16 protein-coding genes are annotated in these 14,043 nt (G+C 51.9%); 8 read left to right on the forward strand and 8 right to left on the reverse strand.

Annotated elements, in window-relative coordinates; translation table 11 throughout:
• Positions 1-194: 194 nt before the first annotated feature.
• Positions 195-626: a DUF4345 family protein gene (locus C1J03_RS10875; protein ID WP_114886389.1), complete on the reverse strand. Its 432-nt coding sequence runs from the start codon at positions 624-626 to the stop codon at positions 195-197.
• 128 nt (positions 627-754) lie between these two features.
• Between C1J03_RS10875 and C1J03_RS10880 the strand changes: the two genes are divergently transcribed.
• Positions 755-1,369 carry a TetR/AcrR family transcriptional regulator gene (locus C1J03_RS10880; RefSeq protein WP_114886391.1) on the forward strand — a complete coding sequence of 205 codons (615 nt, stop codon included), beginning with the start codon at positions 755-757 and terminating at the stop codon, positions 1,367-1,369.
• A 2-nt stretch (positions 1,370-1,371) separates the two neighbouring features.
• Here the strand turns inward: C1J03_RS10880 and C1J03_RS10885 are convergent, their stop codons facing one another.
• Entirely contained in the window at positions 1,372-2,274 is a 903-nt protein-coding gene (locus tag C1J03_RS10885) for a LysR family transcriptional regulator (RefSeq protein WP_114886393.1), read from the reverse strand.
• 104 nt (positions 2,275-2,378) lie between these two features.
• On the opposite strand from C1J03_RS10885, the gene C1J03_RS10890 reads away from it, so the two are divergent.
• Both C1J03_RS10890 and C1J03_RS10895 read left to right on the forward strand, forming a co-directional pair.
• Positions 2,379-3,107 (forward strand): NAD(P)-dependent oxidoreductase, encoded by a 729-nt coding sequence (locus tag C1J03_RS10890; protein ID WP_114886395.1) that lies wholly within the window; start codon positions 2,379-2,381, stop codon positions 3,105-3,107.
• 79 nt (positions 3,108-3,186) lie between these two features.
• Positions 3,187-3,681 (forward strand): hypothetical protein, encoded by a 495-nt coding sequence (locus tag C1J03_RS10895; RefSeq protein ID WP_162798511.1) that lies wholly within the window; start codon positions 3,187-3,189, stop codon positions 3,679-3,681.
• A 134-nt stretch (positions 3,682-3,815) separates the two neighbouring features.
• On the opposite strand, the gene C1J03_RS10900 is transcribed toward C1J03_RS10895, so the two are convergent.
• On the reverse strand, positions 3,816-4,364 hold the full coding sequence (locus C1J03_RS10900) for a hypothetical protein (RefSeq protein ID WP_114886399.1): 549 nt from the start codon (positions 4,362-4,364) through the stop codon (positions 3,816-3,818).
• Positions 4,365-4,442: 78 nt separating this feature from the next.
• Here C1J03_RS10900 and C1J03_RS10905 point away from each other — a divergent pair, with 78 nt between their 5' ends.
• Entirely contained in the window at positions 4,443-5,027 is a 585-nt protein-coding gene (locus tag C1J03_RS10905) for a Crp/Fnr family transcriptional regulator (RefSeq protein WP_114886402.1), read from the forward strand.
• Between the two features lie 192 nt (positions 5,028-5,219).
• Here C1J03_RS10905 and C1J03_RS10910 read toward each other — a convergent pair whose 3' ends face one another.
• Positions 5,220-5,828 carry a DJ-1/PfpI family protein gene (locus C1J03_RS10910; RefSeq protein ID WP_114886404.1) on the reverse strand — a complete coding sequence of 203 codons (609 nt, stop codon included), beginning with the start codon at positions 5,826-5,828 and terminating at the stop codon, positions 5,220-5,222.
• A 17-nt stretch (positions 5,829-5,845) separates the two neighbouring features.
• The gene (locus C1J03_RS10915; protein WP_114886406.1) at positions 5,846-6,100 is read right to left on the reverse strand and encodes a DUF1272 domain-containing protein; all 255 of its coding nucleotides are present in this window, start codon (positions 6,098-6,100) and stop codon (positions 5,846-5,848) included.
• A gap of 63 nt (positions 6,101-6,163) precedes the next feature.
• On the opposite strand from C1J03_RS10915, the gene C1J03_RS10920 reads away from it, so the two are divergent.
• The 3 genes from C1J03_RS10920 (at position 6,164) to C1J03_RS10930 (ending at position 9,446) form a co-directional block, all read left to right on the forward strand.
• A complete protein-coding gene (locus C1J03_RS10920; RefSeq protein WP_114886408.1) occupies positions 6,164-7,168 on the forward strand; it encodes a GlxA family transcriptional regulator in 1,005 nt (334 codons plus the stop codon).
• A gap of 288 nt (positions 7,169-7,456) precedes the next feature.
• Positions 7,457-8,845, forward strand: coding sequence for an NAD(P)-binding protein (locus tag C1J03_RS10925; protein WP_162798512.1), 1,389 nt, complete (start codon positions 7,457-7,459; stop codon positions 8,843-8,845).
• A gap of 277 nt (positions 8,846-9,122) precedes the next feature.
• On the forward strand, positions 9,123-9,446 hold the full coding sequence (locus C1J03_RS10930) for a hypothetical protein (RefSeq protein WP_162798513.1): 324 nt from the start codon (positions 9,123-9,125) through the stop codon (positions 9,444-9,446).
• Between the two features lie 392 nt (positions 9,447-9,838).
• Here the strand turns inward: C1J03_RS10930 and C1J03_RS10935 are convergent, their stop codons facing one another.
• On the reverse strand, positions 9,839-10,042 hold the full coding sequence (locus C1J03_RS10935; RefSeq protein ID WP_114886414.1) for a hypothetical protein: 204 nt from the start codon (positions 10,040-10,042) through the stop codon (positions 9,839-9,841).
• 93 nt (positions 10,043-10,135) lie between these two features.
• On the opposite strand from C1J03_RS10935, the gene C1J03_RS10940 reads away from it, so the two are divergent.
• Positions 10,136-10,399: a hypothetical protein gene (locus C1J03_RS10940; RefSeq protein ID WP_162798514.1), complete on the forward strand. Its 264-nt coding sequence runs from the start codon at positions 10,136-10,138 to the stop codon at positions 10,397-10,399.
• A 712-nt stretch (positions 10,400-11,111) separates the two neighbouring features.
• Here C1J03_RS10940 and C1J03_RS10945 read toward each other — a convergent pair.
• Complete coding sequence (locus tag C1J03_RS10945; protein ID WP_114886418.1) at positions 11,112-12,596, reverse strand: AMP-binding protein; 1,485 nt, start codon at positions 12,594-12,596, stop codon at positions 11,112-11,114.
• Positions 12,593-13,996, reverse strand: coding sequence for an acylating sulfoacetaldehyde dehydrogenase (gene sauS, locus C1J03_RS10950; protein WP_114886420.1), 1,404 nt, complete (start codon positions 13,994-13,996; stop codon positions 12,593-12,595). The genes C1J03_RS10945 and sauS overlap by 4 nt, the downstream gene beginning before the upstream one ends.
• Positions 13,997-14,043 lie beyond the last annotated feature (47 nt).

Raw genomic sequence — 14,043 nt, forward strand, 5'->3', positions numbered from 1 at the left:
CTTTTTTTGTGCCTCCAAAACCCAATCGATTATAAAGACTGCAAAGTGTTTGAGTTGGCCGATCTCGCCTAATTCGGTTGTCGGCAAGCCCATTGAGAGTGCCTGGTCGCAAGTGAACATCGACGGACAATCAGTTCCTAGCATTGATTCAATATTTGCTCGCTGTCCGGTGGGCCGCAGACCAACACACCAAGTCAGGTGTTCAAGTTACCGCGCACGTTTTTCGACACCACAAGCCACCACGCAAGCAGCGGAAAGCCGATCAACTCCAGAGAAATGGATGGGGCAATTGCCGCGCTGAATATTGCGCCGCTGTCCATGCCGCTCAGTCGGAAAAGGCCGGCAATCGCGATCATCGCAGACAGAATGATCAATGTTGGGCGGAACGTTCTCAGTGCAAAACCCCCAATCAGGAACGTCGCACCAACACCGAACCAGATACCGCCAATAAACCTTATGTGGCTATCTTGTGTGTGAAATATTGCAGCATCTGTGATTGCGACAAAATCTCTTGTTGTTTGCCAGCCAAGTGTTCTGATCCCACCTAGACCAACATTCAATCCCAGAAAGATGATGGCAACGCCAACAATCACAACAACCAGATTCAGTAGATTGATCTTTTTCATTTCTGTGTTCCTTGAGTTAGTTTGTTTAGGTATTTGTATTAAGTGTTGCGCGTGCCATATTAATGCTGCCTTGACATTGCAAGGATTATTTGTGACGTGTTCTAAATTATTCTTGGAGAAACAAACCCATGGCTAAAACCGCCGGTAGACCACCCCGCAGCGAGAGAGATATCTCGGCGTACAGATCCAAGATCGCAAAGCAAGCACTCGTGATCTACCGCGCAGAAGGTTTCGAAGCGGTTTCGATGCGCCGCCTTGCCAAGGAGGTTGGTTGCGCCCCGATGACGATTTACGCTCATTTTGAGGGAAAACAGGACATTCTGCGATATCTTTGGGCTGACGTTCTTGCGGGTATGTCCGACGAAATTCAGGAAAAACTTAAACCAATTGTTGCCCCGGTTGAGCGTTTGCAAATGGCTGCGCAGACCTTTGTATCCTATTGGATCGATCACCCTGATCATTTTCGGCTCGTTTTTATGTCGAACAACGTATCGCGGTCAGATGTCAGCACGTTCGTTCAGGAAGATAAAACTTTGATGCATTTTAAGATGTTCTCAGATTTGGTGCGGGCTGTTACTCAAGGTGACCACGACGTCAAAACAAGTTCTGACACACTCATTTCTGGAATGATCGGCATTGCGCTTTGTATTAATACGGTACGTGATTATCCTTGGGCGGACGCGGCGATGATGACTGACCAACTGCTCAAGAACATTGTGTCACCAATCGATGACGCGACTTGACGTCAGCCTCTACGCAGCTCCTCAGCCAGAAAATCATAGACTCGGCGAATGCGACGGCTGGTTGTGAGTTCACGGTGTGAGACCAGCCAGATCGGAAAAACGAGCGGTTCGAGATCAGGGAGAACGCGGCGTACGATGGGGTCTGTGTCGCCGATGTGGGCGTCGAGGATACCAATAGCTGCGCCGTGGCGCACAAGTTCCCACATGACCAGATAGCTTTCGGTCAAAAGCGGGAAATTCGCATCGGTCAAGCCAAGCCCAAGCGTGTTGAGCCCTTTGAGCATCATGCCACCATGATCTAAGTTCACGAATTCAGCGTGACGCAGATCAGAGGGCTTCGTTGGGTTGCCGATCTTTGTGATATAATCTGGCGTTGCATAGAGCGCCGCACCCGCGTCACCGATCTTCTTGGCGATCAAGTCAGGTTCGGTGGGTCGGAAGTTGCGGATCGCGATATCAGCCTCGCGGCGGCGCAGGTCGCTTGCATGATTGGCGACGACAATCTCGACCTGAATGCCGGGCTCTAAGAGGCGTAACTTAGCGATAATCGGGGGCAACAACACAGCGGCATAGGTCTCGCTTGCTGAAATGCAGATCGACCCTTCTAGCGCTTGCGACTGACCTAGAGCAGTCATCGAGACACGGCCTGCTGCCTCTCCCATATCGCGGACATGGTCCAGCAGTTCCAGCCCACTTGGCGTGAGCGTTAGGCCGCGGCCAACGCGCTCAAACAATACGATGCCCAACTCTTGTTCTAGGCCATCAACCTGCCGGCCCAGGGTCGGTTGGGCCATACCCAATGCGCGCGCCGCCGCTGACAGCGATCCTTCTTCAGCGGTGACCAAGAAAGCCCGCGCCTTATTCCAATCAAATTTTACTGAGCGCCAATCCATGCATATATGCATATCAAATCACAGGACTTGGTCAATTCGCATATTTCGACAAGTTCTCTAAACCGAAGGCAGTATTGCACAGTTAACAAATTGAACCCAAATGGATTGGACCAAATATGACAACTCTCATCGTTGGAGCAAGCGGAGCAACAGGGCGTTTACTTGTGGAAGAATTATTGAACCGTGGCCAAACGGTGAAGATCGTCGTTCGATCACTTGATAGCCTGCCTAAGGCAATAAAAACCCACGCCAACTTGGTTGTGATTGAGGCGAGTATTTTGGACATTAGCGACGCCGAGATGGCCAGACATGTTCGAGGATGTCACGCGGTGGTATCATGTTTGGGACACAACCTAACCTTCCGAGGATTATTCGGAGGCCCCCACAGGCTCGTCGCTGATGCAACTCGCCGCTTATGCGACGCCATCCGGGCGAACGAACCGGCGGGACCCATTAAATTTATCCTGATGAACACGACAGGCAATAGCAACCGCGACCTAAACGAGCGCATATCCCTTGCGCAAAAATGTGTCATTGGCCTGTTACGAGTGCTGTTACCTCCGCATTTGGACAACGAAAAAGCGGCTGATTACCTGCGTATCAACGTCGGCCAAAACGATCCGGCAATTGAATGGGCTGCAGTGCGGCCTGACGGGCTTACCGATGACACCGAAGTTTCGGAATACAAGATTCACACTTCGCCAACTCGAAGCGCAATTTTTGATGCCGGGACTACCAGCCGCATCAACGTTGCACATTTTATGGCAAAGCTAATCAGTGCAGATATCACGTGGGGCAAGTGGCAGGGCAAGATGCCAGTAATCTATAACGCAGCATCCGCCTGATGGCGTGACTTAAGCGTAGCCATGACCTATCTGCTGAACTTGGCTGAGCGGCCTCGGTGTCTTTATGGTTGGCGGCCCTTTGAGAACAATTGTCCGCACCTTGTGGGAGGTGCCCAACAGTTCATTGAATTCCAGTCGAAGTCGCGCCAACCGACTAAAAACTTCCAAATATCTTTTAAAACAATGGAAATATCAGATGCTAAAGGCTCTATTTTCTACGATATTTGCTGCAATAATTCTATCTGCTTGCAGTGAGCCAACCGCCAAACAGCCGCTGCAAACGGATGTACCAGCAAACCGCGCGTACCAACAAAATCTGACAGAATGTCGAATTTTTGCAACAGAAATGCCGACGGAAGAACAGCGGATGAGAATTTTGAAGGGCTCTGCCAAAGGCGGAATTCTCGGAGCGGTCGTCGCCGATCAGGGCTATAGTCGGGCAGGAGCGGCGGCCATCGGTGCCGTACTTGTTGGAGGCGCCTCCGCAGCGGCCCACAAACGTGAGCTGAAGAAACAGCAGACAGAATTCGTGAGCCATTGCATGATCTCGCGAGGCCAGACCCTTGTGGAATAATTTCTGTTTGAATGCGAAAGAGGCCGCCATTGTCAGCAGATTGCACACCTTAAAGGGCGGTTAGTAAAATTTCGAAAGATGGGAGCCAACGGCTTTTTGAAAAAGTGGATTCTAGAGGGAGCTCCAGCAAGTATCTACCGGGCATAAGCATGCGCCCTTTTGAACGTCCAAAAGATTGCGCCAAGCAAGACAGTCAGCACAGCACCCGTCGTTAGACCGGATTTCACAATGGAAGCGACACTTGCCGCAAGGACTGTGTTTGCTGATGTTTCTGGCCAACTCAAGATCATAAGGCAGATACCTGTATTCTCTATGTAATCGGCGCTAGCTGCGCCAATCGAAAACCAAATTCCAATCTGAATGAGCCTGCGATCTATGCCCCGAGATCCGAGCCAATTGAGCAAGGACACTAAGGTCAGAGCCATAAGCGCGGGATACATAAGATCGAGCGGAATTTGTCGAGCGAGGTAATACCGCCTCCCGCTGGGCCCTAGGGCAGAGAGCAGAGAATTCGCCTGTTCATCGGAATACCCGCCGGGGCGCATGTCGAAAGGGCGAAGACCGGACAGTACCTCGATATGCGCTAGCGTGACAAAAATCATCAGCAGGTAAATTGCGCTGGCAGCGAAACCAAAGAGTGCCGCTTGCCGCCCGTACTGCTTCGTTGCTATCGTTATTTTCATTGGTCGTCTCCTTACCGTTAGCACCGTCGTACTGAACGCGCGCCAAACTGGCATTATCGTTTGATAAGGAATTCGCGATTGGACCTTTTAACTTTTCTAACAAGCTCTCCGAGTGCTTTGGACAAAGACACTGCGCGTCAGCTGACAGAGGCATGGCGCGTTAAATATGTCGAAAAGGGGCACCGCATTGCAACGCAGGGTGAACCAGATCCATTTGAACACATCATCCTGGATGGCCGCGCCACCAGTCAAATCACAGATCCTGAAGGCCGAGCCGTTTGTGTTGGCTTTCACGCTGGCCCCTGCGTGGTCGCACCAAATGTCGCGAGAACCAGAAATGAGGCCTCGCTTGTTTCAATAGACGTGAATTCGGACGCGTTAGTTGCGCAAATGGACAGCGGTTCCTTGACGGAACTCATGTTGGCATCCGAGCCAATTCGGGAATGGGCGAACGGAATTTTGCAGCAAGAACTGGCCCGTAAGGCTGATCGAGAGTGGTGCCTTGCCGCATTGGGTGGTGCAGACCGCCTTGGGTGGTTTCGTGAACACTTTCCGCTCCACGAAGGGCTTTTCGGCCATTATTTGATAGCCTCTTTTCTAGGGATATCACCGGTCACACTCAGCAGGCTTCGCGGTGCCGAGCGAGACGCCGCGTTTGATTGAACGCTTGCCTGTGGGAACCATCGGCTCGTAAAGAATGCCTTGGTCGCTAAAGCAAAAAGACGGTGCTTCTTCTCGCATATCCGACGTTAAAGGGGCATTGTAGCAGAACAACTTTTCGGCCTGCTTTTGTCAAACGTCTGCTTTGATACCTCTTTGAGCAAAACTCAGCGGTGCCGCAAATGGCAATCTAGTTCACACCAAACCTGCTGATTTTGCAAAAGGATCTCGGTTAGCGTCTTTGTGCCATTCATATTCACAACCCAAGGCGATTCTGTCGGCCATTTCCATGCCAAACAGATCGGCCATCACAGCAAGGGCCATGTCCATTCCAGCAGAAACGCCGGAGGACGTGAAGAACTTGCCGTCTTCGACCCAACGCGCTTCTTTCACCCAATTGACGTTCGGCGCGAGGGGGACTGTCTTGGTGAAATCAAGCTTGTTGGTTGTCGCTTTGCGCCCGTCCAAAACGCCTGTCATTCCTAGAAGCACTGTCCCGGTGCAGACGGCCATCACGCGCTCCGCGTTTGCGGAAGTTTCCCTGATCCACTGCATCAATTCTTCGTCTTTGGCCGCGTCCAGCGCGGAGTCGCCGCCGGGAATGAACAGCAGATCATAGTCGTTTTTCTCCGCAATGGTTTTGTCGATTACAATGCGCTGACGGTGTACACTTGGAACCGGATCGCGCCCTTTGGCCACTGTGATGATTTCGGTTTCTTTCCCTAATCCCCCGAGCATTTCCATGGGCCCAAAGTAGTCGAGTGTTTCGAACCCGGGAAAGACGAGTGCTGCGAGAGTTTTCATTATAATGGGTCCTGTCTTTATGTTTTGAGCTGTGCGCATTCGGGGTGATCTTTGACAAACCGCTCTGTGGATCCTGGAAATTTATCCAACATGTTTGCGGGACGAATTGGACGGCGCAGAAGTTCTCCACCGCAATTGGGGCATGTCTCGTGAAACACAGTGTCAGCGCAATCTTTGCAGAACGTGCATTCAAACGAGCAACTGCGTGCGTCTTGACTGTCAGGTGGCAAATCCGCGTCGCAGCATTCGCAATTGGGTTTTAAAATCAACATGGACCAATCCTCTGTTTGTGCTGTTGGTAGCCTAACAGGCTAAGTCATGGCATAAATGACAACATGACCTCTTTTTATGACAAATCACCCAGCCCGATGAACGTCGTGTTTATTGTGTACCCTAACATTGTGCTTCTTGACCTTGTTGGGCCGCTTCAGGTGTTCACCCATGCACGTAAGGATGCGCACGCAGGGCCAGCGTATCAAACGCATGTTGTGTCATGTGATGGGGGACGAATAGAAACCAATACAATCTTGCAGATCGACAGCGATCCGCTGACTGATTGGTTCGAGGCACATCAAGATACGCCCATCCATACATTGGTGGTCATTGGCGGTGACGGTGCACTCGTCGCAGCCCTAGATCTCCAGTTGGTCAGTCAAGTTAGACAGCTGGCGGAACGGTCCTACCGGGTGTGTTCAGTTTGTTCCGGTGCACTTGTTTTGGCGGCAGCGGGTTTGCTTGATGGCCGGCGGGCTGTCACACATTGGGAGGATTGTGATCACCTTGCAACGCAATATCCGGCGGTGAAAGTAGAAGTCGATCCGATCTACATCAAAGACGGAACGGTCTGGACATCTGCGGGTATCACGGCTGGCATCGACATGGCGCTGGCGATCATTGAGGAAGACTTGGGCACGCCCGCGGCTATTGAAATGGCGCGATCATTGGTGACGCCGATGGTCCGTTCCGGCGGGCAATCGCAATTCAGCCCCGAGTTGGACAGGCAAGCCAGAGACCTCGAAGGACGGTTCAGGCCTCTGCATGATTGGATTAACAGTAATCTTCGCAAAGACATTTGTGTGGATGTTATGGCCGAACGTTGCGGCATGAGCTCGCGAAACTTTTCGCGCCAGTACACCGCGACGATGGGGACGCCACCAGCAAAGGCTGTTGAAGCCATTCGAGTAAATGCCGCGCGTGACCTGTTAGGGGCAACCGAAAAAAGCATCAAGGCGATTGCCGTGAACTGCGGCTTTCAAGACGATGAACGCATGAGACGCGCATTCTTGCGGCAGGTAAAAACGACGCCTTCTCAATACCGTGCTCAATTTCAGTCGCAGTGACACTGGCAAGAAGACCATTGGCGGCAATTAGATTTCAAGGAGTTATCGTCCTCTAGGTCGATAGCTGACTTTCGCCTACATTTGGCCAATGGTAGCTCTGCTCAAAGACTGGGCGATATTGCTTGGCTAAGCGACGGCCCGCTTGGGGCCGAACGACAGATTTCGATATGGCGCTTATTACCCGCTTTGCGGATGTCGAGAAGGTACTATGACATTCGGCACCCGAATTAAGCTATGCGTGAGACCCGACGGTGTCTAGCTTTGTTCAAGCACTATCGGGAATTCGCTATGGACAGCTTTGAGACAGACTACATGATCATTGGGGCAGGGGCTTCGGGTTTGGCTTTTGCCGATACACTGCTTGACGAAACGGACGCGCATATCACGCTGGTGGATCGCCGTGACCAGGCCGGCGGCCACTGGAATGATGCATACCCTTTTGTTCGGTTGCACCAGCCCTCTTCATTTTATGGCGTTTCGTCGCTTAAGTTAGGCCGCGAGAGAATTGACCAAGCCGGACTCAATATGGGCTACGAAGAACTTGCCTCTGGCCCAGAGGTCACCAACTATTTCCATACGGTGATGCGAGATCGATTGCTGCAATCTGGTCGCGTGCGCTTTTTACCCATGTCCGAGCATTTGGGTAACGGTAAAGTCCGACAATTGCTTTCGAACAAACTCACCCAAGTCAACGTGGGCCACCGGTTTGTTGATGCAAGGTATTGTGAAAATAACATTCCTTTAACACATCAAAGAAAGTTCCATGTTGCTGGAGGTGTTGCCTGTATTCCGCCGAATTCTTTACTACAAAAGGCGCATTTACACGACCATTTCACGATACTGGGCGCTGGCAAAACTGCAATGGATAGCGTCCTTTGGTTGCTCGAAAACGGTGCGGATCCTGCACAGATCCGCTGGGTGGTACCGCGCGATCCGTGGATGATCAATCGCGCCTCCGTCCAGCCAAGCGGCGCGTTTTATCATGAGAGTTTTGGCGGCATAGCACGTCAGATGGAAGCCCTGAGCGAGGCGACTTCAACGAACGATTTTGCTGATAGAATGGAAGCCGCTGATTTATGGATGCGTCTTGATCCATCTGTTCGACCGCTCATCATGCACGGGCCTACGGTTGCCAAGGCGGAACTTACCCAGCTTCGCGAAGTTGGAGATGTTGTTCGCATGGGCCATGTCGAGACTATCGAGCCTGACATGCTTAGGCTTGTGGGAGGAGTTTGTTCGGCACGTGCTGATACGCTGTACATTGATTGTACGGCTCGGGCACTTAGTCATGCCAATACAACGCAAATATTCAACGATGATCGAATTACGCTGCAAATGATACGGATCTACCAGCCCACTTTTAGCGCAGCCTTGATCGCAAAAATCGAAGCAACTTTCGACAATAATGAGTTGAAAAATGCCCTCACGAAACCAGTGGCCATGACGGACACCGTTCAAAGCTGGTTAACTTCCCAACTTGTCAGCTCGACGAACCAAATCGCGTGGTCTCAGAACGCTGAAATAATAGCTTGGATCGCGACTTGCCGCCTTGATGGCTTTGGGCGTGCCAGCCGGGAAGTCGATAGAGCTGACCCAGAGGTAAAGGCGGTTTTTAACCGCATAAAAGAAATGTCTCTGCCGGCATTCCTCAACATGACAAAACTCGCAAAACAATGACGAGCTCTGGATACGAGTTGAAGCTCTGTGACCTCAGGACTGGACCGAAACTTAATGCATGGTGCAGCAAGCGGCCACGTCGTGCCTAAACCGGGCTGAGCTTTGCTGAATAGACCTTGGCAAGACAACATAGGGCGGAGGTTCAGATTACGATATTGGCCCACGAGATTATTGCATTCGACGTCACACTCGGTAGCCAATGCCTCCAACCGATTTGGACGGAGGCAGAATAAGGGAACACTCCATGAGGCGCGTCGCATTGGTAGCAGTTACGGCCATGGCGGGCACCTATGCAGAACCAGCACGCGCGCTCACAGCAGAAGACCGTATCTGTATTGAATTTGGCGGCAATGCTCTGAAGATCATATTTTTTCGCCAGAAAGAGGTGCCAATGCCTGAGCTAATGGAAATGATGATCGGAACCTCCGAAAATAGGCGAACACAGGATTTGATTAGTCTCATGGTGAAGAATGCGTATGAAAATCACGGGCTAGTGCCGGAGGATCAACGTGGCATAACCACCCACATCTTCGCCACCCAAGCGACGCTTGGTTGTCTAGCTGCCTTTCATCAAGCGGAGTTGGCCCCAAAGATCGATTGAGCAAGGATTCATTTTGTCCCGCATGGCAGCCCAACATGCAGCCGCTCGAGGCGCTGAAGCCAACTGTGTCGGCCGGGTTCCCAGCCGTCACTGCAATTAGACGAAATTCTACCAGTAAACTGCGGGGAAGCAGTGTGAGGGCGTTATTTGTTTTGAGTGCAATTCATATCGAGGAAAAGAGGCTCGAACGGCGCATTCCCAACTCGCAAACCTCCAAGGGCGAAGGCCAGTGGCCCCTAATTCGAAAAGCCCCTACCGGTTTTCGTGGCTGCCTATAACGGTTTGCAATGCAAAACGGTGGTAGATGGAAACGCAGGGGCAAGCTGTGCGCCATTCATACTGACGCCCGTTTCTAGTTTGGAAGCCAATGCCCAACTTTGCACTCTGTCGGGTTAATCGAGATCAAACCGATTGCGTATGTTGAGCGCTTCGGACGCAGGCGTAGCTTGTGCAATCGAAAGTTCACAGCCAATGACGTAAGCTCTGGTTTTTATGATATTTTCCAAAGCGCGTGCTGGCTTCACCATCGCTGGCGAGTTTATGAACACAGCGTCGACAAATCGACACAGCGTGCCCGCAGCACTTGATTGAGGCATTAAAACCGCTTCATATGAAGGCGTAGGCATTCCACTTGGAATATGCCGGGCTATGTAACATTTATTGTTCTTGTTTGGACTGGAGAATATTCGATGAAACATGCTGCAATACTGCTTTTTGCACTCACACTTGGCGCATGCGTGGAAACGGCCAATGAAACTGAAGGAACGTTTGCTTACCGTGGGGACACCTACCGGTCTGTCACGCGCGAATTTGTCCGTGACAACGGAACCACCTATTCTAGGCGGTATATCTATGTCGGGACACGCCCAGTCAGTTGTTCTGCCACCGATGATCAAAGCTGCATAGGGGCCATTCGTGACAACGATAACTTCTTTGACGGGAGTCTCCGGTAAACGGTGATCCGGTTCGTTGCGGTAAATGCCATATCTTCGGCATGAAGTCGCGCGGTTAGAGTTCATGAGACGCTCACGTCAGAGTGGGCGTCGACAGAACCAGCTCGTTGACCTGTGATCTGATCCAGCTCCGTTCCTGCGACGCGTATATGTGCCTTCAATACGGGTGGCTTTGTGCTGGCTCAATATCCTTTGCAATAGCTATGCGTCGTTCATCGGCTTCTTCAAAGGAGGACACGCTCCTTTCACCGGTGTCCAATGACAGATTGCACAGGCAACGAATAGAACATCGCAAGGTTTCTGAGCCTCAAAGAGATTGCGGATATTGAGGCCGTTCTGGTTTTCTCTCTCAGACGCTTTTCTCTTGTTTGGGTTTAGTGTTCCAATTAATCCGCGAGGGTCACCATGCGTAACACCCAGCCTGCCGCAACGCCGCGGGACCGCATCAAAAATGCAGGCGGTCAACTTTCCTTGTGTAATCCAAAATGCCCAATGCTGAGGTGTGAAAGAATTTCTACAAAATGTGCAAAGACATCATTCACTTGGCTTCTTTGGTCTCTAGAGAACTTCCGGGTGCCTTTGCAGGCCCTCGCGTTGCTCAGCGCGAACATAAATGTGATCGACGACCGGACCACCTTTGGATGAGACTTGGAAGTGATTTTTGCCGCAAGAGCACATCTGCTTGCGGCGAGCTATATAACAGGCGTCACCTTTAAAGAATTTCTTGCAGCTTAAGCCGTTGGATTTTCCCGGAAGGACCTTTCGGCAGTTCGGGTAGGAAATGCACATGATCGGGCGCTTTGAATTGGCCCAATTTTTCGATGCAGGTCGCGATGAGGTCTTGTGCCGTGAGGGTCGATCCTTCGCAAACCCGCACTGCGGCTTCGACCCGTTCACCGTATATTTCGCAAGGGCGTGCAAAGGCTGCCGCTTCGACCACATCGCCATGGGCATAAAGCGCTTCGTCGATCTCTCGCGGAGCGATGTTTTCGCCGCCTTTGATGATCAATTCCTTGAGCCGTCCTGTGACAAAAAGATACCCATCAGCGTCTTTGCGCCCCAGATCACCAGTACGCAACCAATCCTTGTGGAAAGTGGACTGCGTAGCTTCTGGATTTTTGAGGTATTCAAGCATGACATTTGGTCCGCGAACGGCAATTTCACCTTCAACACCCGTTTCGCATTCGCTGAGATCTGCCGCGAGAATCGTGACCTCGTTTCCAAATGCGATGCCAGGGGAGCCGATTTTGCGATTTCCCGGGGGCAGGGGGTTAGACAGGATTTGTGCTGCAGTTTCTGTAAGCCCCATGGTTTCGATGATCGGCAGGCCAAAGCGCGTCTCGAACGCAGTTTGCACATCGGGCGCTAAGGCTGACGAAGCCGAGCGGCCAAATCGCAGGCGTTGTTTGCTGTTTTCGTCAGGGTTTGCAGCGTTGTGCAGCAGGTGTGAGATGATTGTGGGCACGACAGAGAACCACGTCGCCTCATAGGTCTTAATCTGATCCCAGAACCGGCTGGCCGAGAATTTTTCGGCCATTGCCACGGAACCACCCGAAACCAACGCTCCCATGACAGTCACGCACAACCCGTTGATATGACAGATTGGCAAAACGCAAAGCGCGCGGTCTTGATCGGTCAATCGATGCGCCACAGTGGGTGTCCACCCCCCAGCGAGCAAGCTGGACTGCGTATGTACCACGCCTTTTGGCCGTCCGGTGGTGCCCGAGGTGTACATGAGCAACGCGTGATCGGACGCGCTTACGTTGTGCAGTTCGACATCATTTTCAATGAATGAACTCAGCCGTACCATTTTTTTGGGGCGCGCTGTTTCAAACAAGTCGCAAACGCTATCATGAACCAGCGCTATGCGGGCTTCACAATGATCCAAAGCATAGGCGATAGCGTCTCGCCCAGCTGCAAGGTTTACCATTGTTGCGCGAAACCCACCGTAGACCGCACCGTAGAAGGCCAAAACACCTTCGCGCCCGTTGGGTTGAAGGATTGCGATGCTTTCGCCTTTTGCTATTCCTTGAGCTGTGATCGCCCTCGCTATTTTGGCAGCTTCGTCTCGCAGATCTTTCCAACTTAGCGAGATCTCTCCTTCTGGAAATACAAACGCAATATCAGCGCCTTGCGCCCGGTAGTTAATCCAGTCGCGCAACGTTCCTTCCGGCGGCGTATCGTAAGACAAGTTCATTTACCCGCGGCGTCCCAGTAATCGGAAAAGATATCTTCGACCTTTGGCTCGCGTGGTGGGATTTCACGGATGATCTTGGCCGTTTGCATGAAGTGTTTCCAATGCACGTTGTCATCGATCGAATTGCCCCCCCATGATCCACATCCCATCGACAGAGAAAACGGCATTCCGTTGGTGAAGGACCCACCGGTTGCGAAGGTGTGCGCCTGATTGACGATCACCCGGCAGGTTGGGATTTCCATACCAAGCTGTAGCGCACGTTCTGGAGAGGTGGAATGCAGACCAACGGAGTGACCAGCCCCTTGATAGGCCATAATCTCATTGGTGATCTTGAGCGCATCGTCAAAGTCGTGGGCGCGGTAGAGCGCTGCGACACGGGAAAGTTTCTCACCTGAAAGCGGATGATTAGGTCCGATGCCCTTGGTTTCGACGGCTAGGAATTTGGTGTTTGCGGGCACCTCATTTTCCATAGCCAACGCTTGCAACATTTTGTCCGCGTCTTGGGCAATGACAGACCTGTTGAGGTGTCCGTCGGGCCATAATTTGCTGATTATTCTGGCCTCGTCGGTCACCTGAACGCCACCTGCAATAGCCAGAGCAGCCATGAATTCATCGTAGATTGCATCGACCACGACGATTGAATTCTCAGACGAGCAAGAGGTAGCATTGTCGAATGTTTTGGAGGCGGTGATCTTTTCGGCGGCTGCATCCAGATCGCAAGTTTCGTCGACTATCACTGTGACGTTGCCTGCGCCCACGGCGAGCGCAGGGGTCCCAGATGTATAGGCCCGTCTGACGTTGTTTTGTGATCCCGTCACCACGATCAGATCGCTGATTTCAAGCAAACGCTGGGTTTTTTCTTTGCTGCCCTTGCCGGGGACCATTTGAACCAGATCACGGTCTTCACCGATCTTGTCGAATTCAGCGTGAATATACCCAATTAAGACCTCGCAGGCCGGTACGCCTTTTGGGGAGGGGGACAACACAATTGCGTTGCCGCATTTCAGGGCATTGATGATGTTATTTGCGGGCGTCGCGGCAGGGTTTGTCGAAGGCACAACGGCCCCAATCACCCCGATCGGACGGGCAATTTCGGTGATACCTGTTTCAGCGTTGTCGCTGATGACGCCGTAGGTTTTGGCCGTGGCAATGTCGCGCATCAAACCCAATGTTTTGCGGTGATTTTTGGTGATTTTGTCGGGCACGTTGCCAAGGCCAGTTGTTTCAACGGCCAATTCAGCAAGGCGAGTGTTTCTGGAGGGCTCCATGATCGCCCATGCAGCAGCCTGGGCTGCGCGGTCATAGCGAACTTGAGAGCCATTTGCCTCAAAACGTCGTTGCGCGGAGCGGGCGCTTTCAACAACGGCTTCGACTTCGGCAAGATCATCAAGAACGGTCATTTGGGACGTTTCCTACTGTTTAAGAGATGATCCTCACCCGATATACC

It is taken from the genome of Sulfitobacter sp. SK012 (genome assembly GCF_003352085.1).
GTDB lineage: Bacteria > Pseudomonadota > Alphaproteobacteria > Rhodobacterales > Rhodobacteraceae > Sulfitobacter.